Source organism: Deltaproteobacteria bacterium (assembly GCA_016709225.1).
In the GTDB taxonomy this organism is placed as follows: domain Bacteria; phylum Myxococcota_A; class Polyangia; order Nannocystales; family Nannocystaceae; genus Xiheibacterium; species Xiheibacterium phototrophicum.
The window spans coordinates 1,668,947-1,692,065 of record JADJEE010000001.1 but is presented as its reverse complement, the minus strand read 5'-3'; the positions used below and the strand labels follow the sequence as shown (position 1 = coordinate 1,692,065).

20 protein-coding genes are annotated in these 23,119 nt (G+C 72.4%); 19 read left to right on the top strand and 1 reads right to left on the bottom strand.

Annotated features, from left to right (window positions below; translation table 11 throughout):
* Positions 1–10: 10 nt before the first annotated feature.
* The 4 genes from IPH07_06960 to IPH07_06945 all read left to right on the top strand — a co-directional run bounded on the left by IPH07_06960 (position 11) and on the right by IPH07_06945 (position 7,121).
* Positions 11–1,747, top strand: coding sequence for a 30S ribosomal protein S1 (locus IPH07_06960; GenBank protein ID MBK6917122.1), 1,737 nt, complete (start codon positions 11–13; stop codon positions 1,745–1,747).
* A 160-nt stretch (positions 1,748–1,907) separates the two neighbouring features.
* Entirely contained in the window at positions 1,908–3,506 is a 1,599-nt protein-coding gene (locus IPH07_06955; GenBank protein ID MBK6917121.1) for a hypothetical protein, read from the top strand.
* A 141-nt stretch (positions 3,507–3,647) separates the two neighbouring features.
* Entirely contained in the window at positions 3,648–6,503 is a 2,856-nt protein-coding gene (locus tag IPH07_06950; protein ID MBK6917120.1) for a protein kinase, read from the top strand.
* 9 nt (positions 6,504–6,512) lie between these two features.
* Positions 6,513–7,121: a sigma-70 family RNA polymerase sigma factor gene (locus tag IPH07_06945; protein MBK6917119.1), complete on the top strand. Its 609-nt coding sequence runs from the start codon at positions 6,513–6,515 to the stop codon at positions 7,119–7,121.
* Between the two features lie 20 nt (positions 7,122–7,141).
* Here IPH07_06945 and IPH07_06940 read toward each other — a convergent pair whose 3' ends face one another.
* On the bottom strand, positions 7,142–8,905 hold the full coding sequence (locus IPH07_06940) for a protein kinase (GenBank protein ID MBK6917118.1): 1,764 nt from the start codon (positions 8,903–8,905) through the stop codon (positions 7,142–7,144).
* Positions 8,906–9,189: 284 nt separating this feature from the next.
* Between IPH07_06940 and IPH07_06935 the strand changes: the two genes are divergently transcribed.
* From IPH07_06935 to IPH07_06865, 15 genes are all read left to right on the top strand, one after another.
* Positions 9,190–9,714 carry a 6,7-dimethyl-8-ribityllumazine synthase gene (locus IPH07_06935; protein ID MBK6917117.1) on the top strand — a complete coding sequence of 175 codons (525 nt, stop codon included), beginning with the start codon at positions 9,190–9,192 and terminating at the stop codon, positions 9,712–9,714.
* On the top strand, positions 9,711–10,199 hold the full coding sequence (gene nusB, locus IPH07_06930) for a transcription antitermination factor NusB (protein ID MBK6917116.1): 489 nt from the start codon (positions 9,711–9,713) through the stop codon (positions 10,197–10,199). Before IPH07_06935 ends, nusB begins: the two co-directional genes overlap by 4 nt.
* On the top strand, positions 10,196–11,161 hold the full coding sequence (locus tag IPH07_06925) for a hypothetical protein (GenBank protein ID MBK6917115.1): 966 nt from the start codon (positions 10,196–10,198) through the stop codon (positions 11,159–11,161). The genes nusB and IPH07_06925 overlap by 4 nt, the downstream gene beginning before the upstream one ends.
* A gap of 52 nt (positions 11,162–11,213) precedes the next feature.
* Positions 11,214–11,597, top strand: coding sequence for a response regulator (locus IPH07_06920; protein ID MBK6917114.1), 384 nt, complete (start codon positions 11,214–11,216; stop codon positions 11,595–11,597).
* 67 nt (positions 11,598–11,664) lie between these two features.
* Positions 11,665–13,743: a chemotaxis protein CheA gene (locus IPH07_06915; protein ID MBK6917113.1), complete on the top strand. Its 2,079-nt coding sequence runs from the start codon at positions 11,665–11,667 to the stop codon at positions 13,741–13,743.
* Positions 13,733–14,296, top strand: coding sequence for a purine-binding chemotaxis protein CheW (locus IPH07_06910; protein MBK6917112.1), 564 nt, complete (start codon positions 13,733–13,735; stop codon positions 14,294–14,296). Before IPH07_06915 ends, IPH07_06910 begins: the two co-directional genes overlap by 11 nt.
* On the top strand, positions 14,293–14,829 hold the full coding sequence (locus IPH07_06905) for a chemotaxis protein CheW (GenBank protein MBK6917111.1): 537 nt from the start codon (positions 14,293–14,295) through the stop codon (positions 14,827–14,829). The genes IPH07_06910 and IPH07_06905 overlap by 4 nt, the downstream gene beginning before the upstream one ends.
* Positions 14,826–15,542, top strand: a complete 717-nt coding sequence (locus IPH07_06900; GenBank protein MBK6917110.1) for a hypothetical protein — start codon at positions 14,826–14,828, stop codon at positions 15,540–15,542. The genes IPH07_06905 and IPH07_06900 overlap by 4 nt, the downstream gene beginning before the upstream one ends.
* Positions 15,539–17,536 carry a HEAT repeat domain-containing protein gene (locus IPH07_06895; protein ID MBK6917109.1) on the top strand — a complete coding sequence of 666 codons (1,998 nt, stop codon included), beginning with the start codon at positions 15,539–15,541 and terminating at the stop codon, positions 17,534–17,536. Before IPH07_06900 ends, IPH07_06895 begins: the two co-directional genes overlap by 4 nt.
* Before the next feature lie 47 nt (positions 17,537–17,583).
* Entirely contained in the window at positions 17,584–18,408 is an 825-nt protein-coding gene (locus IPH07_06890; protein ID MBK6917108.1) for a protein-glutamate O-methyltransferase CheR, read from the top strand.
* A gap of 7 nt (positions 18,409–18,415) precedes the next feature.
* Complete coding sequence (cheB, locus tag IPH07_06885) at positions 18,416–19,534, top strand: chemotaxis-specific protein-glutamate methyltransferase CheB (GenBank protein ID MBK6917107.1); 1,119 nt, start codon at positions 18,416–18,418, stop codon at positions 19,532–19,534.
* Between the two features lie 79 nt (positions 19,535–19,613).
* Positions 19,614–20,420, top strand: coding sequence for a GAF domain-containing protein (locus IPH07_06880; GenBank protein ID MBK6917106.1), 807 nt, complete (start codon positions 19,614–19,616; stop codon positions 20,418–20,420).
* Positions 20,417–20,827 carry a response regulator gene (locus tag IPH07_06875; GenBank protein ID MBK6917105.1) on the top strand — a complete coding sequence of 137 codons (411 nt, stop codon included), beginning with the start codon at positions 20,417–20,419 and terminating at the stop codon, positions 20,825–20,827. The genes IPH07_06880 and IPH07_06875 overlap by 4 nt, the downstream gene beginning before the upstream one ends.
* Positions 20,824–21,771 carry a tyrosine recombinase gene (locus IPH07_06870; GenBank protein ID MBK6917104.1) on the top strand — a complete coding sequence of 316 codons (948 nt, stop codon included), beginning with the start codon at positions 20,824–20,826 and terminating at the stop codon, positions 21,769–21,771. Before IPH07_06875 ends, IPH07_06870 begins: the two co-directional genes overlap by 4 nt.
* Before the next feature lie 354 nt (positions 21,772–22,125).
* Positions 22,126–22,995, top strand: coding sequence for a hypothetical protein (locus IPH07_06865; GenBank protein MBK6917103.1), 870 nt, complete (start codon positions 22,126–22,128; stop codon positions 22,993–22,995).
* Positions 22,996–23,119: the final 124 nt, after the last annotated feature.

Below are 23,119 nucleotides of genomic sequence, written 5' to 3'. Positions count from 1 at the left end.
GCGAAGCCAAATGACCGAACTGATGATGGAAGAAAATTTTGCCGAGCTCTTCGCCGCCCATACCGAGGCGGGCGGGGACATCCGCGAGGGCTCGATCGTCAAGGGTGTGGTGGTGGACATCATCGGCGACTTCGCCGTGGTGGACGTCGGCCTCAAGGCCGAAGGTCAGATCCCACTGCGCGAGTTCCGTGAGGAGGACGATCCCGAAGACGCACCACCGCGCGTGAAGGTGGGCGACGAGGTCGAGGTCCTGCTCGAGACCGCGGAAGATCAAAACGGGCTGGTGGTGCTCTCGAAGGAGAAGGCCCGCAAGCGCAAGGTCTGGGACGAGATCAGCAAGGCCGTCGACATGGACGGCCTGGTGGCGGGCTCGATCCAGGCGCGCGTCAAGGGTGGCCTGGCCGTCATGCTGCAGGGCGGCGTGAAGGCGTTCCTGCCGGGTTCGCAGGTCGATCTGCGACCGGTGCGGAACCTCGATGCCTTCATCGGGCAGGAGTACCAATTCAAGATCATCAAGTTCAACAAGAAGCGCGGCAACATCGTGCTGTCGCGTCGTGTGCTGCTCGAGGCCGAGCGCGCCGAGTTGAAGGAAGAGACCCTCAACCGCCTGCAGGAGGGCCAGATCGTCGAGGGCGTGGTCAAGAACCTCACCGACTACGGTGCGTTCATCGACCTCGGCGGCATCGACGGCCTGCTGCACATCACCGACATGAGCTGGGGCCGGGTCAACCACCCGAGCGAGCTCTTCCAGGTCGGTGACAAGGTCCAGGTCAAGGTCCTCAAGTTCAACACCGACAGCGAGCGCGTCAGCTTGGGCCTCAAGCAGATCACGCCCGACCCGTGGATCAACGCCGAGGACAAGTACATCCCGGGCACCGTCGTGCAGGGCAAGGTGGTCTCCATCAAGGACTACGGCGCCTTCATCGAGCTCGAGGAGGGCATCGAGGGCCTCGTGCACGTCTCCGAGATGTCGTGGACGCGTCAGGTCAAGAACCCGAAGCAGTTCCTCAAGATCGGCGACGAGGTCAAGGCCGTGGTGCTCGACATCGACGTGTCGCAGAACCGCATCAGCCTCGGCATGAAGCAGCTCGAGGAGAACCCGTACGAGAAGGTCGTCGAGACCTACCCGCCGGGCACCGTGGTGCAGGGCGTCATCCGCAACATCGCCGACTTCGGCGTGTTCGTGGAACTCGAGCCCGGCATCGATGGCCTCGTGCACATCACCGACCTCTCGTGGACGCAGCGCGTCCGTCACCCCAGCGAGCTCTACAAGAAGGGTGACGAGGTCAAGGCGATGGTGCTCAACATCGACAACAGCGGTGAGAAGCCGAAGATCAGCCTCGGCATCAAGCAGCTGCAGCAGGACCCGTGGGACCGCATCCCGTACGACTACCCGATCGGCAAGATCATCGAGGTCAAGATCCTCAAGCTCGCCGAGTTCGGTGCGTTCGCGGAGCTCGAGCCCGGTATCGAGGGTCTGATCCACATCAGCGAGATCACCGATGAGCGCATCGAGGATCCCGGTCAGGTGCTGGAGCCCAACCAGACCTACCGTGCCGAGGTGATCCAGATGGACGCGCAGGAGCGTCGCATCGGCCTGTCGATCAAGAGCGCCAAGCGCCAGGACGAGCTGGCCGACGCGCAGGGCTTCGCCAACGCCTCGCAGGCGGGTGCGACGCTCGGCGACGTCATGGCGAAGAAGCTCGGCGGCAAGGAAGAAGACGGCCGCCCCTCGCGCCGCCGGTAGCAGCCGCGGGCGCCCATCCAACCGGGCTGGGCAACCGGCCCCGACAGCGCGTCGACCTCGGTCGGCGCGCTTTTTTCATGTCACAACCCCGCCGGGGCGGCCACGTCTCCGGGTGAAGGCCGACGCGAACACCCTGGACCGTTGCTGTCTCCCTGCATGCGTGGCGTTCGCGCTGCTGACGGGGGGGGCCGCGGCCGCCGCTCCGGCGGTGACGCCGAGCGGGCCGCAGCTGCCGGGCACCATCGCCACGGGGCGACTGCCAGCGTTGTCGATGACGCGCGAGCGCGTCGAGGCCACGCAGAACGCCTCGCCGGAGTTCCAAGCGTGGCAGCACGCGCTGACGGTCGACTTCACGCACAACGGGGGCTTCGCGTTCCGGGCCAGCTCGAGCAACCCGGCGGCGAAGGGGCTGCGCTGGGAGCTGCGCAGCAAGCCATTCCTCGGTGGCGAGGGCAGCTTGCTCGACCACGGCACGGTGGCGACGACCGGCGCGCTGACGAAGTGGCAGCGCTTCGAGGTCGCGTTCGGGGCCCTGGCACCGCCGCCGGTGGTGATGCCCTCGGCGGCGTCGAAGATGGCCGGCAAGCCGGCGGTCGCCAAGACCTCGGCGCTGCGCAGTGCACCGCGCCGCTACGAGCTGCGCGTGTTCGCGGTCGACGGGGCCGGCAAGGTGCTGGGGCCGGCGTCGAAGCCGGTGCAGATCGTCCACGGGCCCAAGGCGCGCACCGAGGTGACGTTGTTCCCCGACGGCCTCGCGCCACCGAAGCCGCCCAAGCCGGCCAAGGGCCTGCACGCGCACATCGATCGCTACGAGCCGATCCAGTTCGCCACCAGCGACGCATGGAAGCGCTGGGTGGTGACCACCTGCGCCGCGCGCCCCGGCACCCCAACGAAGTTTCCGTACCCTTCGACGGCTTCGGAGGGACCGCCGTGCAGCGTCATGCCGATCGGCAAGGCGTTCGTGTGGGATCCGACCACGAAATCGAGCAAGGATCCGGTCGCCGCGGTGGGCGAGGCGATCACCGACGCGCTGGCGTTCGCCGCCGATGCGATCGACTGGGCCAGCGCAGCCTATGCCGACATCAAGAAGGCCGTCGTCTCGACCGTTGCCGGCGTCATCCCGTACTGCGACTCGACCTGCAGCACGCTGCTGGCCGGCGCGCTCGACACCGGCCTCGCGGCGCTCGGCGTGCCGCCGTCGCTGCCGAACTTCGAGCAGCTCACCGAGATGGGCGAGGACTACCTCGTGCAGCTGGTGGCCGAGGAGGTCGCCGCCGGGGTCGGTCCGCTGACCGCCGAACTCGCGGCCGCCGGCACGCGCAAGCTCATCGACGGGGTCCGCAAGGGCATCGCGGACGCGCAGGCGCACGGGCCCGGCGGCAACCGCTGGTTCAAGCCCGATCCCGCCTACCAGCACCGCGATGCGTACATCGTCGTGACCGTCACCAACGACGACACCGTCGCGCGCGAGGACACGATGCTGGTGCGGGCGTGGGGCACCTACGAGAGCGTCTACGTGCCGGTGCCGCGGATGAAGCCGGGCGCGACGCTGAAGGTCCCGGTCATGCTGCAGCCCGACCTGCAGTACTGGTTCGAGCGCGGCCTGCGGGAGAGCGGTGGGGTCGATCGCAACGACGAGCTCGCGCGGTGGCGCGCCGCCTATGACAGCGGCAACGCCGAGCTCAGCACCAGCTTGGCCAGCGCCCCCGGTGGTGGCGATGCGCTGACGTGCAAGGCCCGCACGCGCTGCACGCACTGACCCGTGGGGCGTCCTGACGTACGCCGACACGTGCCGATCGTGGCCACCGACATGCCACGCCGAGCAGCCGTGCCCGCGAGCTCGGGACCCAATCGGTGGACGCGGGGGCCCGCCATGGGTGACCCTGGCGATGAGCGAGGGATGTCCGAGATCTCGAGCACGCGGCCCGTGGCGGATGCGCCGGGCGATCGCATCACCACGGACTCGTTGGTGCGCGCGCTGGCAGCCGCCCCGAGTGCTCGCGCGCTGCCGCTTGCGCCGGGCAGCGTCATCGACGAGGTCTACGAGGTCCGCGGCGAGATCGGTCGCGGCGGCATGGGCGTGGTCTACGAGGCCTACGACCGCGACCTCGAGCGCGTGGTCGCGGTGAAGCTGCACCTGGGCGAGGGCCATCCCGGCGTGCTCGCCCGCATGCGCGCCGAGGCGCGGGCGATGGCGCGGGTGGTCCACCCCAACGTGCTCGCGGTCCACGGCGTCGGGCTGTGGCAGGGGCGGCTGTACATCGCGATGGAGTTCGCGCCCGGTGGTTCGCTGCGCCGCTGGCTGGGCCATCGCCGCGATCGCGACGCGGTGCTCGAGGTGATGCTCGCGGCGGCGCGAGGGCTGGCGGCGGCCCACGACGCCGGCGTGGTGCACCGCGACTTCAAGCCCGACAACGTGCTGCTCGATGGGAGCGGCCAGGCCAAGGTCGCGGACTTCGGGCTCGCGCGCGCCGGTGATCGCGAGCTGCAGGGCGAGCGCGTCCGCGGCGAGATCACGCAGGCCGGCGCAGGCACGCCGGCGTACATGGCCCCGGAGCAGGTGCAGGGCGGCGTGGCCGATGCGCGCACCGATCAGTTCGCGTACTGCGTGGCGCTGCACGAGGCGCTGGTCGGCGTGCGGCCGTTCGAGCCTCACCCGCGCGAGCGCTTCGTGGCGCGCGTCGAAGCCTGGTCGCGCGGCGAAGCGGGGCCGACGCGAACGCTCGGCGCCGAGCTGCTGGCGGTGCTGCGTCGCGGCCTGGCGGTGCGGCCCGAGCAGCGCTTCGACGACATGCACGCGCTCGTGCACGCGCTCGTGCACGCCGCGCGGGCGCCCGCGCGACGCCGCGCGCGACGTCGCACCGCGGTCGTGGGGCTCGCTGGTACTGCGGTGGCCGCGGTGTCGTGGTCGTGGTGGCCCGCGCCGGACCACGACGACCCTTGCGCGACCGCGGGCGACGCGTTCACGCGCAGCTGGAGCGGCGATCGCAGCGCGCAGCAGGAGCAGGCCTTCGACGGGCTCGGCCTGCCGTACGGGCGCGAGACCTGGGATCGCGTCCGTGCCGGGCTCGATGCCTACGCCGAGGCCGGGGAGGCCGCGTCGCGCGAGGTGTGTGCGAGCGACGACGTCGCGTCGTCGGCCGCGGCCGCGGCCTGCCTGGCGTCGGGGCAGCGCGCGCTGTCGCGACTGCTCGCGCGCTTCGACGCGCCCGACGACGACGTCGTTCGGCACGCGGTCGCGTGGGTCCACGGCCTGCCGTCGCTGCGGGCGTGTCGCGATCCCGCGTTGTTGTTGCTGTGGACACCGCCGCCCGACGATCCTGCGTCGCGGGCGGAGCTCGAGTCGATCGAGGAGGCCATCCACGACGTGCAGGCCCGCGTGGGCGCGAGCGAGCCCGTGACCGACGCGGAGATCGACGCACTGGTCGCACGGGCGACCGCGCTCGGCCACGGCGCGACCACGGCATGGGCCCTGCGCACGCAGGCCGACGTGCGCGAGCGCCAGGGCGACATCCCCGGATCGATTGCCACGCTGCGGCGGGCGTTCGACGTCGCGATCGCCGGGCGTGCGCGACGGGAGGCGACCCTCGCCGCGCTCGCGATCGTAGCGATGCATGCCCGCTACGACGTCGACAGCGCGCGGGTGCACGAGTGGCTCGCGACCGCACGCGAACTCGAGGTCGCGCTCGACGACGCCAAGATCCGCGCTGCGCTGGCGGCCAACGAGGCCATCGACGCCGCGAGTCGCGGCGATCAGAAAGGCGCGCGCGAAGGCTTCGAGCGCGCACTGACGCAGCTGCGGCTCGCCGATCCCGACGAGCCCAAGCTCGGCGCGATGTCGTCCAACCTCGGACGGCTTCTCCTGCGCCAGGGCGACGTCGCAGGCGCGCGCACGGCCTTCGGCGACGCCGATCGACAGCTACGTCGGGTGCTCGGCGATCATCACCCGGAGGTCGCGCGCGTGATGATCGCCTACGCCGAGGCCGATCTCTTCGCTTCGGAGCCCGCGCCCGCGCGCGAGAAGCTGCGGGCGGCCGAGCGCATGTTGGCGGGCGCCGCGATCGACAAGGTCGAGCGCTGGAACCTGGTCGATCGCCTCGCCAACGCCGAGGGCCAGCTCGGTGATGCCGCGCGCGCGCTCGAGTATGGTCGCGAGGCCGCCGAGCTCGCACGCGCGATCTACCCGGCTGGCCACGATCTGCGCGTCGGCGCCACCGCGAATCTCGCGGTGCACCTGCGCGACGCTGGCGCGGTGGACGAGGCCGAGCGGCTGCTGCGGGCCGAGCTCGAGGGGGTCGCCGACGACGATGCTGCGTACGCTCACCTTCGCAGCATCCTCGCGGACGTGTTGATCACACGCGGCGATTTCGACGACGCGATCCGAGAGGCCGAGCTCGCGGTCGCGGCCAACCGCGACGCCGAGTGGGCCAGCCGCGCGCGCTACATCCTCGGCGATGCCCAGCGCGCGGCCGGCCGCGACCGCGACGCGATCGCGAGCTATGAGCAGGGCTTCGCGGTGCACGTGCCCGGCCAGTGGCGGCAGGCCTACTGGGGGAAGCGCATCGATCACGCGGCGCTGCTGCTCGCGACCGGCTCGCGCCGCGACGAGGCGATCGCGACCCTGCGCGAGGCATACGGGTTCTTCGGTGCGCCCGAGCGCGCCGACGACACCCGCGAAGCCCAGGTGCTCGCGTTACTGCGTGCCGAGGGCGTGTCGCTGCCCGCGGTCGACGATGGGCGCGCGGCCGTGCCATGATGCTCGCGCGTGTCGGCTGCAACCCTCGAGACGCGGGTGGCCGCGGCGCTCGGCGCTGGCGACATCGATCGCGCCGCGACCCTGACGATCCGCGAACTCGGTCCCGAGGTGCTGGGGTTCCTGCGGGTCGCGGCGGGCGACGCGGGCGTCGCCAACGAGGCCTTCTCGCAGTTCTCGATCAACGTCTGGCGGGGCTTGCCGGGCCTCGGTGAAGCAGCTGCGCTGCGGGCGTGGTGCTACGTGATCGCGCGTCGGTCGCTGTCCCAGCTGCGACGCAAGGAACGACACGCGGTGCGGATGAGCACCGCGGGGCTGGCCGCGGTGGTGGAGGAGGTCCGCACGGCCACGCCCGCCTTCCTGCAGACGGCGGTGCGGGCCGAGGTTGCAGCGCTGCGCGCCGAGCTCGACGAAGACGATCGCATGCTGCTGACGCTGCGGGTCGATCGCGGGCTGCCGTGGCGCGAGCTGGCGCAGGTCTTCGCCGAGGACGACGAGGCGATCGGCTCGTCGTCGGCGCTCGATCGCCAGGCGGCGGCGTTGCGCAAGCGCTACGAGCGGATCAAACGACGCATCCGTGCACTCGCCGAGGCCCGCGGCATCGTCGACGTCGACGCGTGAGGCAAGGGGGAAGGGCGGCGTCAGCCCTTCGGACGGCCGAAGGGGTTGCGCAGGTCCGGCGAGATGCGCGGGTCTCGACCATCGTCGGAGGTGCTCGTGCGCGGCGTGGTGGTCGTCGCGGGCACGGTGGTCGTGGTGCTTGGCGTGGTCGTGGTCGTGGTCGTGGTCGCCGGCGTGGTGGTCGTGACCTCGCTGCCGCGCGGACGCTTGCGGCCCTTCGCGTCGACGCCCGGCACCGGGTCGGCGGCGACCACCGGCGGCGGCGGCGTGCCGGCGTCGGTGGTGCCCGGCAGCGTCGCGGGCGACGGCGTGGCGATCGGCACGAAGACCGTGGTCGGTGGCGCGGGCACCGGGCTCGGCGCGGTGGTCGGCTCGGTGGCCGGCGCGATCGTGGCGGGCACGGTCTCCGCGTCGGTGCGGCCGCGCCCGTGCAGTGCCCACCACGTCGCGGTGCCGCCGAGCGCGAGCATGCCGACGCCACCGACGACCACGCCCAGCCACGCGGTGCTGCGGCCGGGGATCGTCATGGTCGTGCTCGAGCCTGCGGCGGCGCGGGTGCTGCCCGGGCGCGAGACCGCGGCGACGTTGGGCACCGAGGCCGGACGCGCGGCGGCAGCGACGGGCACCGGCGAGGGCCGGCTGCCGGGCGCAGATACCAGTGCGGTGTCGTTCGGGCCCGAGGCGCGGGCGGTCGCCGGGGTCGCCGACGACGGCGCATCGGTGCGCGCGGCCGGGGCCCCGCGCATCGGCGTCTTCGCCAGCGGCACCGTCGGAGCCGGCCGCGGTGGTGGCGGATCGGTCTTGGGCGGCAGCGACAGCGGCGCGCTCGGCTTCATGGTCGCGCTGCGCAGCAGGCCGCTGGGCAGCCGCACCTTCGCGGTGCCGACCACGACGTCGTCGCGATCGCAGCTGGCCAGCGCGGCCCCCAGCGCATCCATGCTCTGGAAGCGCGCGTTGGGGTCCTTCTCGAGGCATGTCATCACGATGGCCTCGAGCTCGGTCGAGAGGTCGGGCCGGTGCATCCGCAGCGGCACCGGGGTCTCGCCCAGCAGGCGCCCGATCACCACGAACGGGTTCTTGTCGGGGAAGGGCACGCAGCCGGCGAGCAGCTCGTAGAGCATCGTGCCGAGGGCGTAGACGTCGGTGCGCGCGTCGACCGTGCCGCTGCGGGCCTGCTCGGGGGCCATGTACGCCACCGTGCCGACGATGCCGTGGGTCGCGGTGACGTTGGCGGTGAACTCCTGCGACTCCTCGAGCACCTTGGCGATGCCGAAGTCGAGCACCTTGATGCGCTCGTAGCCGTCGGGGTCGCGCACGAGGAAGCAGTTGGCCGGCTTCACGTCGCGGTGCACGATGCCCATCTGGTGCGCGGCCGACAGCGCCGAGACCACCTGTTGCGCGAGGTCGTGGGTGCGGGGCCAGTCGAAGCGACCCACCCGGCGCAGCTCGTGCCGCAGGTCGACGCCGTCGAGGTACTCCATCACGAAGTACACCGGACGCGACTGCCCGCCGACGTCCTCGATGCTCACGATGTTGGGGTGCTGGATCGACGACGCGGCCTTGGCCTCGCGCAGGAACCGACGCACGTTCGACTCGTTCTCGGCCAGCTCCGGGCGCAGGATCTTGATCGCGACCCGCCGCTCGAGCCCCAGGCGGCGACCCTCGTAGACCGCGGCCATGCCACCGGCCCCGACGCGCTGCCCGATCTGATAGCGCCCGTCGAGCACCAGACCGTCGAGGTCGAGCCCGAGCGCGTGCGAGACATGGGCTGCACGTTCGTCCATGGACGGATGCCGGCTCCCAGGCGTGGACGCGAAGGGCCGCCGTTTCGCTCCGATGGTAGCGCGGTTTCCGGTCGGGACGCGCGGGCGGCCTCGCGAAACCCCGAGGGCACCGCCGGCGGTGCGCGCGGTCGCGAGCGCCGGCGCGGCCTTGGGGCCAAGGGGGCCCGCGTCCGCGCCGATCGTCCGCGCCGATCGCCCGCGCCGACCGCCGCCGGCCGCCCTTGATTCGGACGCGCGGGTCGGGGTAAGCCGGGCCCGTGTCCGCGTCCGGAGCTCCAGGTGGTGTGCGTGTGATCGAGGGCGAGCTCGATGCGAAGGGGCTGCGCTTCGGCGTGGTCGTGAGCCGGTTCAACGGCTTCATCACCGAGCCGCTGATGGTCGCCGCCGTCGACACGCTGCTGCGCCACGGCGCCGCGAGCGACGACATCGTGGTGGTTCGCGTGCCGGGTGCGTGGGAGATCCCGCAGGCCGCCGCGCGGCTGTGCGAGCGGCCCGACATCGACGCCGTCATCGCCCTGGGGTGCCTGATGCGCGGCGACACGATCCACTTCGATCTGATTGCCGGCGAGGTCACCAAGGGCCTGGGCGCGCTGTCGCGCGGCCGGGTGCCGGTGGCGTTCGGGGTCCTCACCACCGACGGCCTCGAGCAGTCGATCCATCGCGCGGGTGCCAAGCACGGCAACAAGGGCGGCGAGGCGGCCATGGCCGCCATCGAACAGGCTCGGGTCTGCGCCGCGCTGCGGCGCGGTGGCGAGGGTGCGGCCGCGACGACGACCGGCGGCGCGCGGCCCCGCGGAAAACGCCGATGAGCGCCACCCCCGAGCGCGACGCCAGGCGACTGGGGCGGGAGCTGGCGCTCTCGGTGCTCTGCCACCTCGAGTCGTACCCCGCGTCCGAGCACGCCGCCGCGATCCCGCTGGTGCTCGATGCACCGCCATCGGGCGACGGTGACGACGAGGATGCGTTCGCGCAGCTGGCCCGCAGCACCGACGTGCGCGCGCGCGCCGAGGAGCTGGTCGCGCTGTGGTCGACGCGGCGCGACGAGATCGACGCGCTCATCGAGTCGACCTCGCGCAGCTGGCGACTGTCGCGGATGGACCGCGTCGATCGCAACATCGTGCGGCTGGCCGCGACCGAGCTGCTCGCGCGCGCAGACGTGCCGCGGGCCGCGGTGCTGTCCGAGGCGGTGCGCCTCGCCAGTCGCTACGGCAGCGAGCGCAGCGCGGCCTTCGTCAACGGCCTGGTCGAGGACCTCGCCAAGCGCGTGCGACCGGAGCCGGGGGCAGGGGCTTGAGCCGAGCGTGGCTGCGCATCGAGGCCCTCGGACGCGCGCTGTTCGACGGCGTCGACGTCGGTGAGGGCGTGCGGCGGCGGGTCGACCTCGGGGTCCTGCTGCACTGCGAGGACGAGCGACCGCTGCGGGGCCTGGCCGCGCTGGTCGACTGGCGCTGCAGCGGCGCGCTGTCGGGCCTGCTGCGCAGCGGCTTCTGCACCGGTGAGCCCGGCGAGAGCGTGCTGCTGCCGGGCCGTCGCGATCTGCCGGCGGAGCGCTGGCTGCTGTTCGGCATGGGGCGGCAGGACGCCCTCGATCCCGCGCGCGCGAAGGCCTTGGCCGAGCGCGCGGTCGCGTGCGCGCTGCGGCTGCGGCCGCGCGACGTGCTGCTGGCGCTGCCGGGCGGCAACGAGGAGCGCGAGCTGGCCGAGGCGATGCTGTCGGCGATCGTCGCGGCCCACGAGGCGGCGCTGCGCGAGCTCGAGGTCGAGCCGCACGAAGCCGTGGCCCCCGACGAAGCGGACCCCGGCGACGCCCACGACGACGACGCCCACGACGACGACGCCCACGACGACGACGCCCACGACGACGACGCCCACGACGATGAGGCCGCGTCCGATCCGCACGCGTCGGCCGACGCGTCCGCCTCGGTCGACTCGGCCTTCGCGGCGGCGCTGCGCGACGAGGGGCCGCACGACGACGACGACGACCGTCCCGAACCCGACCGCCGTGGCGTCGCGGCGGCCCACGACGCGCCGCCCGAGGGCGGTCCAACGGTCGCGCACGCGGGGGCCGACGAGGGCGCCTCGACCCCGGCGTCGGCGGACGACGGGGCCCCGCACGCGGGCAGCTCCTCGGCCGATGCCCGCTCGCACGCGGCCGCAAGCCCACGCCCGTGCCCGCTGTGGCTGGTCGCCGACGGCCGCCACGCGGGCCGCCTGCGGCGGTTCATCGAGGGCCCCCCGCGCGCCGCCGAGGAGTAGTCGGCGGCCCCCGCGAACACGAACGGCGCGTTCGCTATACTCTCGGCGCGCCATGTCTGCACGCGTGCTGCTGGTCGAGGACTCCCGAGCGATGCGCGCCTACGTCAGCGCGATCCTCGAGGCCCACGCGTTCGAGGTCGAGGAGGCCGAGAACGGCTTCGAGGCGCTGCGTCGACTGCCGCGCGAGCAGTTCGACGTGGTCGTGGCCGACGTCAACATGCCGGACGTCAACGGCATCGAGCTCACGCGCTTCGTGCGACGCGGGCCGCACCACGCCAACGTCGCGGTGCTCGTGATCAGCACCGATGCCGCCAGCCACGACGTCGAGCGGGCGATGGCCGCCGGCGCCAACGGCTTCCTCGCCAAGCCCTTCACCGAACAACAGCTGCTGGACGCGATCGCCAGCGCGCGCAGCCACATCGAGGCCGGCGCGTGAGCCCCCTTCGGCGCGTGGGGCCGACCGCGCGCCAGTTGCCCGAGATGGCCGCCCGCCCCCGCGCCCGATGAGCACCACGCGATCCAACACCGAGTTCGTGCCCGAGGCCCAGGAGGTCGTCGAGGAGTTCTCGCGACGCCTGCTCGAGCTCGAGGCAGCCCAGCGCGCGGGCGACGAGGACCCCGAGGCGCTCAACGCCGCGTTCCGGGCCATCCACAGCCTCAAGGGCCTGGCCGGCCTGTTCGCGGCCGGGCCGATCGCGACGCTCAGCCACAGCCTGGAGAACGCGCTCGACGGGCTCCGCCTGGGGCGCGTGCCGCTGACGCCCGCGACGCTCGACGTGTTGTTCGAGGCGGTCGAGACCTTCGCGAGCCTGCTGGCCGCGTTCGAGCACGGCGAACCCGGCCTCGAGATCGAGCCGTTGCTCGGGCGCATCGCGGCGCTGCTCGGCCACGCCGAGCCCGAGCGCGCCGCCACCGAGCTGCCCGGCATCGACGAGTCGATCCTCGGCGTGCTCACCGAGTACGAGGAGCACCGCCTGCGCGAGAACGTGCGGCTCGGTCGCAGCCTGTTCCGCGTGCACGCGTCGTTCGACCTGCTGGCGATCGATGTCGGCATCGAGGGCCTGAAGGCACGGCTCAAGGAATTCGGCGAGGTCATCACCTACCTGCCGAGCGCCGACGCCAGCGGCGAGGACCGCATCGACCTCGACATCCTGCTCGGCAGCAATGCCGAGCTGGCCCAGGTCAACGAGGCGCTCGCCGGCGACGGGGTCTCGGTGCACCCGCTGGTCCGCGAGAGCGCCGAGTCCGGCCATCGCCCCGCGCCCGCGCCGGCCGGCGGCATGGTCGTGGAGGAGGTCACCGTCGAGCACGCCGACGAGCTCGACCACGCCGGGCCCGAGGTCTCGCTGCGCAGCCTCAGCCGCACCGTGCGGGTCGACCTCGCGCGGCTCGATCACCTGATGAACCTCATCGGTGAGCTCAGCATCGTGCACGCGACCCTCGGCGGCAGCGCCGAGGCGCTGCGTCGCCGCGGCAACGCCACCGACATCGCGCGCTCGCTGTCGGGCGAGCTGCGCACCATGTCGCGACAGATCGCGCTGCTGCAGCAGGCCATCCTCGACGTGCGCATGGTGCCGCTGGGCCAGGTGTTCGACAAGCTGGCCCGTGTGGTCCGCAAGCTCGGCCGCGACGCTGGCAAGGACATCCGGCTCAACATCACCGGCGAGGAGACCGAGCTCGACAAGCTCATCGTCGAGGAACTCAGCGATCCGCTGATGCACATGATCCGCAACTGCATCGACCACGGCATCGAGACCCGCAGCGAGCGGCTCGCGGCCGGCAAGCCGCCGGTCGGTCGCATCGACCTGCGTGCGTTCCAGCGCGGCTCGCGGGTCGTCATCGAGGTCGAGGACGACGGTCGCGGCATGGACCTGCGACAGATCCGCGAGAGCGCGCTGCGGCGGGGCCTGCTGGCCGAGGACGCGCTGCGCGACATGACGCCGCAGCAGGTCATCGAGCTGGTGTTCATGCCCGGCTTCACCACCCGTCGCGAGGCCGGCGCGCTGTCGGGCCGCGGCGTCGGCATGGACGTGGTCAAGACGAACATCTCGCGGCTGTCGGGCCTCATCGACGTGACCACCGGGGTCGGACGGGGCACCACGTTCTCGATCACGCTGCCGGTGACGCTGGCGATCATCCAGGCGCTGGTGGTGCAGACCGCCGGCCAGACCTTCTGCATCCCGCTCAACTCCGTGATCGAGTCGTTGATGGTGTCGCCCTCGGAGATCCGCACGGTCGAGGGTGCCGAGGTCATCACGCTGCACGGCAAGACCCTGCCGCTGGCCCACCTCGCGCGCATGTTCGGCCTGGCGCCCACGGCCCGCGCGACGCTGCCGCGCAACTACGTCATCGTGGTCGGGCTCGCGCAGCACCGCATCGGCCTGGTGGTCGACGACCTGCTGGGGCAGCACGACGTCGTCATCAAGTCGCTGGGCGCCGCGTTGCGGCAGGTGCCCGGCATCGCCGGCGCGACCGAACTCGGCGGTGGACGGACGGTGCTGCTCATCGACGTGGCGGCGCTGGTCGAAGAGGCGGTCGGTCGCGACGCCTCGATCGTGGCGGAGGCCAGTCATGGCGCGTGAGAGCGAGGATCTGTGGCAGTCGCTGGCGCGCAGCGGCGAGTCGCTCGCGTCCGAGGAGGACTACGAGCACGGCTACTCCCGCGAGGTCCGGCAGGACCTGCGCCGCTGCATCGCGTTCCGCTGCGGTGACGAGCTGTACGGGCTGTCGATCAGCGAGCTGGCCGAGATCACCAAGCCGTTCGTGACGACCCCGGTGCCGCGCACCGCCGAGTTCGTGATCGGGGTCGGCAACATCCGCGGCAACGTGTTGCCGGTCATCGACCTCGCCCGGCGCCTGCGGCTGCCCGCGCGCGCCGCCACGGCGTCGACCCGCGTGCTGATCGTGCGCCACGGCGACGAGCTGCACGGTATCGTGGTCGATGAAGTCCGCGACGTGGTGTCGATTCCCCCCGAAGCCTTCGAGCCGCCACCGGGCGCGCTGCCGGGCACGCGCGCCGGGTTCATCGCCGCGCTGGCGCGACACGGCGGCGAGATCCTCATCCTGCTCGACCTCGCGGTGTTGCTGGCGCCCGGCGACTTCGTGCGCTTCGAGGCCGGCACGAGGCGCCCATGAGCACGCCGCCGCGGCGCCGTGCGGCGCGCATCGAGCTCGAGAGCGAGGAGGCCGCCGCCCACCTCAAGCTGGCCGGCTTCCGTGTCGGCCGCGACGCCTACGCGATCGACATCATGCGCATCAAAGAGGTCATCGACGCCCGGCCCCACCACGTGCGGCCGGTGCCGCACGCGCCCGCGCTGGTCGAGGGCGTGATCCAGCTGCGCGGCGTCGTGATCCCGGTCGTGGACCTTCGGCGTCGCTTCGGCGTCGCCATCGATCCCGAGCTCGCGCGGCTCAACAAGCTCATCATCGTGAGCGTGCGCGGTCGCATCGTGGGGCTGCGGGTCGATCGCATCATCGGTGAGCTCGGCGTCTCGGCCGACGCGGTGCGGCCGGCGCCCTCGCTACTGCGCAGCACCGACGGCGGGACCCCGGCGGAGTTCTTCTCGGGGGTCTGCCGGCGCGGCGACGAGATGGTGTTCGTGGTCAACCTCGACGCGCTGCTCGATCCCGCGATCGGTGACGGCGGTGCCCGTGGCGGTGCCACATGAGCACGCCGCGGGTGTTGGTGGCACACGAGCGCGGCGCGGTGCGCCAGGTGATCGCGCGCGTGCTCGAGCTCGAGGGCTTCGACGCCGTCGCGGTGGCCTCCGCCGCCGATCTCGAGGCGCAGCTGGCGAGCGCGCGCTTCGACGCGCTGGTGCTCGACGTCGCGCTGTCCGGGCTGGCGCCGTGGGAGGCCTGCGCGCGCGCGCGGGCGCTGGCGAGCGGCGGCCGCGGGGCCGCGGCGATCGTGCTGGTGGCCTCGGTCTATCGCTCCACCAGCTACAAGCGACGGCCGACCAGTCTGTACGGCGCCGACGACTACGTCGAGCTGCACCACATCGGCGACGCGCTGCCCGGCAAGCTGCGCCGCGTGCTGGGCCTGCCGAGCCCCGCCGGCGACCCGCACCTCGACGCCGGTGAGGCGCTGCGGATCGAGGGCGACCGTCGGCTGAGCGAGCAGGCGCGCGCCGCCGACCTCGCGCGCCTGATCGTCGCCGACATGGTGCTCTACAACGGCGACCGCATCGTCGGCGCCGTCGACTTCGAGGCCGCCGAGGCTGCGGTCGCGGGTGACCTCGCGGGCGCACGCGAGCTGTTCTCGCAGCTGTTCGACGCCCGCACGGGGGCCCGCACCGCCGCGCCCACGGCGGTCGACGACGCAATCGCCCACGCGTTCGTCGAGCTCATGGCCGCGCTCGGACGGCGGAGGCGCGCGTGAGCGACACCGGCACGACCGCCGAGGTGCACGCTGCCCTGGCGGCGCTCGGCGGGCCGACCTGGCGCGATCGCAAGCAGGCCGCCGACGCGCTCGTGCAGGCGCTCGCCAACAGCGAAACCGCGCTGCTGCTACGCACCATCGAGAGCCTGCTCGATCTGTTCCTCGGGCCCGACGTCGAGCCGCGGGCAGGGGCCCGTGAGGTGTTGCTGGCCCACCCGCACGCGCTACGTCCGGCGCTGCGCGCCCGCCTCGATCGCCACCCGGGGGAGCGCGCGTTGGTCGAGCTGCTCGGCGAGGTCGCGGACGCCGACGACGTCACGCGCCTGGTCGGCTACCTCGACGCGCTGCGCCACGGCCCCAACGTGCGGGCCGCCGCCGCCGCAGGGCTGGGGCGGGTCGCCGATCCACTCGGCGTCGCGGCGCTCGTCGAGTTGCTCGCCGATCCCAGCGACGCGCTGCGGGTCGCGGCGCTCGACGCCCTGCGCGAGGCCGACGCGGTGGTCGAGCCGGCGGTGGTGCTGCCGCTGCTGACATCGGCGGTGTGTCGCAAGTCGGCCGCCGGCGTGCTCGGGGCCGCCAAGACCCCCGAGGCCGTGGGGCCGCTGGTCGGGCTGCTGGCCGACGGCATGGCCGCGGTGCGGGCCGCCGCTGCGCTGGCGCTCGCGCGCCTCGACGAGGCGCTCGATGCCGGTGGACAGACCTACGAGGTCGGGGCCGCGCTCGCGCGCGCACCGCTCGAGGTCAAGACGCGACTGCGCCCGCTGCTCGAGCATCGCGACGCCGCGGTGCGGCAGGCGGCGATCCGGCTGTGTGCACTGGCCGGCGACGTCGACAGCATCACGACGCTGCTCGAGGTGATGGACGATCCGGTCGCGCAGGATCGCGGGGTCGCGATGGTCGCAGCGTTCGGCGCGTCGGCCAACGCGGTGCTGCGCGCGGCGGCCGAGCGCATCGTGCCGTCGCAGCGCGAGCACCTCTACCGACTCATCGGCGCACTGCCGCTGGGGCGCGTCGATCCGCTGCTGCTCGAGTGCCTGACCGCAGGCCTGCGCGACGACGGTGAAGACGCCGCGGTCGCGGCCGCCGAGTCGCTCGCGCAGCTCGGCGATCGCCGCTCGCTGGCACCGCTGTACCGCGCGATGGCACACGATGGCCGGCTCGGCGAGGCGGCCGCGGACGCGACCGCGGCGGTGCTCGGGCGCTCGACCACGGCGGCCGACGACCTCGCGCTCATCGTGGGCTCTCCGTGGCCGGCCGAGGGCTCGCTCGCCCGCAACCTGTGTCGCGTGGTCGGCTCGCTCGGATCGGCCCGCTGGGCGCCCGAGCTGGTGGGGCTGCTGGGCTCCGCCGACGCTTCGGTGCGTTGTGCGGCCGCGATCGCGTTGGGCCACCTGCCCGGCGATCACGAAGGCGCCGACGCGCTGGCGTTCGCGCTCGCCGACGAGGAGCCCTTGGTACGCGCGGCGGCCTGTCGCGCGCTCGCCTTGCTCGCGCCGCCGCAGGCCCCCCATGCGCTGTTGTCGGCGACCCACGATCGATCGCCGCAGGTGCGCGCGGCCGCGGTGCAGGCCCTGGTCGCGCTCGACAACCCGGTCGCGCTGCCGCGGCTGCGCGCCATCGTGGTCGAGGACGCCGCGCCCGCGGTGGTCGTCCATGCGATCGCCGGCCTGGGCCGCTCGGGCCGCGATCAAGATCTGACGATGCTGATGAGCCTCAGCCTCTCGGCCGATCACGAGGTCGTGAAGGCGGCCGCGCGGGCGCTGTCCGCCTTCGGGCCGCATCGTGCGACCGCGGCGCTCATCGGGCTGTGCGCCCACGCCCGCTGGGATGTGCGCTGGTCGGCCGCGCAGGCGCTCGGCAAGCGACGCGATCCCACCGCGCTCGCGGCGATGCAGCGCGCGCTCGCCGACGAGGTCGATCCGCTGGTGCGTCAGGCGTTGACCGAGGCGATCGCAGAGGTCGACGGCCCGCGCGCGTGGGAGCGCCGCGGGTGACGTTCAAGCCACCGCCCTCGCCACGGCCGGACTACGGCGGCGTGCCGATCTCGAACGAGGAGGCGCGGCTGCTGCAGGAGGTCGTGGAGGAGTACTGCGGCCTGCTGCACGGCATCAGCTCGACGTTCCTGCTGCAACGGCGGCTGGGCCCGCGGCTGGCGGCGCTGGGGCTGTCGACGTTCTACGACTACTACCACTACCTGCGCTACGACCCCGGTGGGCCGCGCGAGCTCGAAGACGCGGTCGAGCGACTCACCACCCACGAGACCTATCTCTTCCGCGAGCAGTACCAGCTCGATGGTTTCGTCAACGAACTCTTGCCGGAGATCATCGCGCGGCAGGCCCCGTCGCGCCGGATCTCGGTGTGGAGCGCGGGCTGCTCGACGGGCGAAGAGGTCTACACGATCGCGATCCTGCTGCGCGAATGCGAGCGACTGCGCGGGTGGTCGCTACGCGTGGTGGGCTCCGACATCAGCCGCAAGGTCGTCGCGCGGGCCCGCCGCGGCAGCTATGGCCCGTCCAGCTTCCGCACCACCCCGGCGATCTACCAGCGCGCGTACTTCCGCGACAACGAGGGCAGCTTCGACGTGCGCGAGGATCTGCGCGCGATGTGTTCGTTCGGCCAGCTGAACCTGCTCGCGACCGACCGTTATCACGTGCTCGGCAGCTGCGACGTGATCTTCTGCCGCAACGTGCTGATGTACCTGGCGACGCCCGCGCGCGTTCGCATCGTCGAGGCGTTCTACGATACCCTGAACCCGGGCGGCTACCTGCTGCTCGGACACTCCGAGAGTCTGCTCAACCTCAGCACCCGCTTCGATCTCGTGCACCTGCGCAACGACCTGGTGTACCGCAAGCCGCTCGCCCCATGAATCCGCCATGACCGTGTCCGGTATGCAACGCCTGCGCGTGCTGGTGGTGGACGACTCGGCCTACAACCGGCAGACCATCGCGACCATGCTCGAGAGCCTGCCGGGCGTGGATGTGGTCGGTCGCGCGACCAACGGCAAGGAGGCGCTGCGCTTGGTGTTCGACGTGCAGCCCGACGTCATCACCCTCGATCTCGAGATGCCCGAGATGGACGGCTTCGCGTTCCTGCGGCTGCTGATGCATCGCCGGCCCACGCCCGTGATCGTCATCTCGAGCCACGCCGCCCGCGAGCACGTGTTCCGTGCGCTCGAGCTGGGTGCGTTGGACTTCGTGCCCAAGCCCGGCGGCGACGTCTCGCCCGAGCTGCGCAGCATCGAGCAGGAGCTGCTCGGCAAGGTGACGATGGTGCGTCGTCTGCAGAGCGTGCGGCTCAGCGAGCGCGCGCGGGCGCTGCAGCGGCCACCCGCGGGTGTCCCTCGCCCGGTCACATCGGTGGGCTCGGCGCGGCTGTCGGGCGCGCCACAGGGCGTCATCGCGATCGCGGCCTCGACCGGCGGCCCGCCGGCGCTGCAGCAGCTGTTGTCGCAGCTGCCGCGCGAGCTACCGGTCGCCATCGTGATCGCGCAGCACATGCCGCCGCGCTTCACCCGTGCGTTCGCCGAACGCCTCGATCGGCTGGTGCCGCCGCAGGTCGTCGAGGCCGAGGACGGCATGGCGCTGGTGTCGGGCACCGTCTACATCGCGCCCGGCGGTGCCCACCTCGAGCTCGCGCTGGGGGCCCACGGCCCGCTGGCGCGCGTGAGTCCAGCGGCCGCGGGCGCGGGGGTCATCACACCCAGCGCCGATCGGCTGTTCCGATCGGCGGCCACGCTGTTCGGGCCGCGCATGTGCGCGGTCGTGATGACCGGCATGGGCAGCGACGGCACCGACGGGGCGGCGGCCGCCAGGGCCGCGGGGGCGCGGGTGTTGGCCGAGGATCCGAGCCTCGCGGTGATGTCGGGGATGCCGCGCTCGGCGGTCGACGCCGGCGTGGTGCAGCAGGTCGCGTCGATCGATGGCCTCGCCCGCGCGGTGCTCGAGTTCGCCGCCGCGCTGACGGGCGTCGGCACGACGACCCGCTCCCCGTGACTGAACATCTTGGCGGCGGTCGCCGCGTCGGTAGAAAGCTGCGGGTCTGGGCGCGGCCGTGATACGCTCGCACTCCGCGATGACGCACGACGGCTCCGGGCACACGCTCGAGGCGCAGACGCAGGCCTTCTTGCGCGAGTTCTTCGCCAAGGGTGAGCAGCTGGTCCGCGAGCTCATCGAGGAGAATGATCGCCTGCGTCTCACGCTGGCGGCCGGCGGCGCGCCCGGGACCGACAGCGCCGTCACGATCGAGCGACTCGCGCGACAGATCGAGGTGCTCGAAGCCGAGTGTGCGGAGTTGCGACGCGTGGCCGCGGGCGTGCAGGATCGCGGCGGTGGTTTCCGCGATCGGCTCGACGAACTCGAGCGCGAGCACTACCGGCTGGCCTCGATGTACGTGGCCGGCAGCCAGTTCCACCTCGCGACGACCATCGAAGACGTGCTGCGAACCCTCACCGAGATCCTGCTGAACTTCGTGGGCGTCGGCCGCTTCACCGTCTACGTGGTCGACGAGGAGCGGCAGACGCTGTTCCCGCTGATGCGCGAGGGCGAGGGGCTCGCCGAGCTCGAAGAGCTGGCGCTGCCGGGCGACGGGCCGCTGGCCGCGGTCACCAACCTCGGGCGCCCGTGGCATCCCGGTGCGCCGCGGGGCGACGCCCCCGGCCTGCTCATGCAGCTGCCACTGTGCAGCGGCACGCGACTGGTGGGCCTGGTTCGCATCGAGCGGCTGCTGCCGCAGAAGCCCGAGCTGGTCGATGCCGACGGCGGGCTGTTGGAGCTGGTCTCGGAGCACGCCGGCGTGGGCATCGAGACCGCTTGGATCCGTGCGCACGCGCGCGAGGTGCCGCTGCAGCGTGCCGCGCTCGAACGGCTGGTGGGTACATGACACAAGGCAGTGACGGCGGCGCCAAGCTCAGCGCGCTGGTGGTCGAGGACAGCCCGCCGATGCGGAAGATGATCGTGTTCGCGCTCTCGCGCGTGCGCGGTCTCGAGGTGGTCGAGGCCGACGACGGCGTCGACGCGCTGCGGCGCATCGCATCGACCAAGTTCGACATCATCATCACCGACATCAACATGCCCATCCTCGACGGGCTGAAGCTGGTGAAGCGGCTGCGTGCGGACGAGGCCTATCGCGACGTGCCGATCATCATCATCACGACTGAGGGCGCCGAAGAAGACCGCCAGCGGGCGCTGGCGCTGGGTGCCACCGCGTACATCACCAAGCCCATCCAGGCGCCACAGGTGATCGAGCTGGTGCGCGAGGTCCTCGGCCTGTCCGAGGGCCGCCGGTGACCGACGAGGGCGCCGAGGTCGAGTACCTCCGGCACCTCGAGGTCGAGCGCGGGCTCTCGCGCCACAGCATCGCGGCCTATGGCCGCGACCTCGCGACCCTCACCGCGTATCTCACGGCCCACGGCAGCACCGTGCAGGACGCCGACGCCGGGCTGCTCATCGCCTACCTCGGCGAGCTCGGCGGCTCGGGGTTGTCGGCGCGGTCGCAGGCGCGGCGCTTCGTCGCCGTGCGGGGGCTCTACAAGTGGTTGCGGGCGCAGGGGCTGCTCGCGCGCGACCCCACCCACGGCATCCCGCTGCCGCGCTTCGCCAAGCGCTTGCCGGGTCTGCTCGGACACGACGAGATCGCGGCGCTGCTGGCCGCGCCGCGCCAGGGCGTGGTGGCGCTGCGCGGCCGCGACGATCGCCGCGGTCGCGTCGAGCGGGCGCTGGGCCTGCGCGACGTCGCGTTGCTCGAGTTCATGTACGGCAGCGGCTGCCGCGTGAGCGAGACGCTGGCACTCGGGCTCGATCGGCCGCACCTCGATCAGGGCCATGCGGTCGTGCTCGGCAAGGGTGACAAGCACCGCCTGGTGCCGATCTCGCGGTGGGCCTCGATCGCGCTGCAGGAGTACATCGCCAGCGGTCGTCCGGAGCTGCTGCCGGCACGCGCCTCGGCGGCCACGCGGCAGGCCGTGTTCCTCAATGCCCGCGGCGGTCGCCTGAGCCGCCAGGGTTGGTTCCAGCGCCTGCGCGAGCACGCGCTGGCCGCCGGCATCACGCGTCCGATCTCGCCGCACAAGCTCCGGCACAGCTTCGCGACGCACCTGCTCGAGGGGGGCGCCGATCTGCGGGTGGTGCAGGCGCTGCTCGGGCACGCCGACATCTCGACGACGCAGATCTACACCCACGTCGGCGACGCCCACGTGCGCGCGGCCTACGACCGCCATCACCCACGCGCTTGAACGTGAGCGCTCGCTCGGCCACGACGCGCCGATCGACTGCCGAAACGGGCGCCGATCGGGCGGCGATGGGCACCCACTGGGCGAGTGCTGCGCCGCATCGGTTGGCGCCACGACGCATCGCGCACGACCGTGCGACGGCTTGCGCGCGAGTCTACGCACGGCGGTCGGTCGGGCGCCTGCGACAGCCCGGGCGCGCGCGGCGGCTGATCTGGGCCTTGCACCGTCGCTTCGGTTCGAACTACTTTGTCGCCCAGCAAACCCAACGACGTTGGGCAGGAGGGCACTTTGACTTTGCAATCGTTCTCGATCCCCGGCCGCACCCGCGGCGCGCTCGTCGCCCTCGCGACGCTGACGATGACTGCCTGTGTCGTGTCCGACGACGGCACGACCTCCGTCGCGAGCGACACCGATACCGACCCGACGACGGCGAGCGCGTCGATGTCGGACACCATGTCGAGCGCGGACAGCTCCGGCTCGACGGGTGGCGCAACCGACGGCACCGACACCACCGACACCCAAGACACCGCGACCACGGGCGAGCAGCGCGTGGTCGAGTGCATGGCCCCCGGCACCATGGCCTGGGAAGGTGACGTCTACATCTTCCGCACCGAGGACATGACGTTGCTCGACGGCTACAACACCGTCAGCGGCGATGTGAAGATCTCCGAGGACGTCATCGACACGCTCGACTTCATGGCGTGCGTGACCTCGATCGGCGGCAACCTGCAGGTCTTCGGCACCACCGCCACCGACGTGGCCGGTCTCGCCAACATCGAGACCATCGGCGGCTCGCTCTCGATCTCCGAGAACCCCAACCTGACCGAGATCTACGGCTTCGACGCGCTCACCGACATCGGCGGTGCGTTCATCGTGACCAAGAACCCGGTGCTGACCTCGGTCTCGGGCGTTGCTGCCGTGCAGCAGGTCCACCTCGGCCTCAACATCGACGAGAACCCGGTGCTCACCTCGATCACCGCGCTGTCGAACGCGGTCGCGATCGGCAGCACCTGCATGGCCGGCAACTGCCCCGACCTGTCGGTCAGCTACAACCCCGAGCTGACCAACATCGACGGGCTCATCGGCCTCGCGGCGCTCGGCGGCCAGCTGCTGGTGACCGGCAACCCGAAGCTCTGCATCTCGAAGGTGCAGTCGCTCGCCGACATGCTGCAGCAGTGGGTCGAGATGGGCGAGGGCGACACGACCGGCAACAAAGAGGACTGCTGACGTCGCGACGGGTGGTCGCGTGGGCGGTGGTCCCCCCGCCGTCCCCGCCGACCGTCCCGCCCGCGCCGGCTCGGTCCCCGCGCGCGTGCGCGGGGCCGTTGCGGTGGGCCGCTTGCGGGCCCGA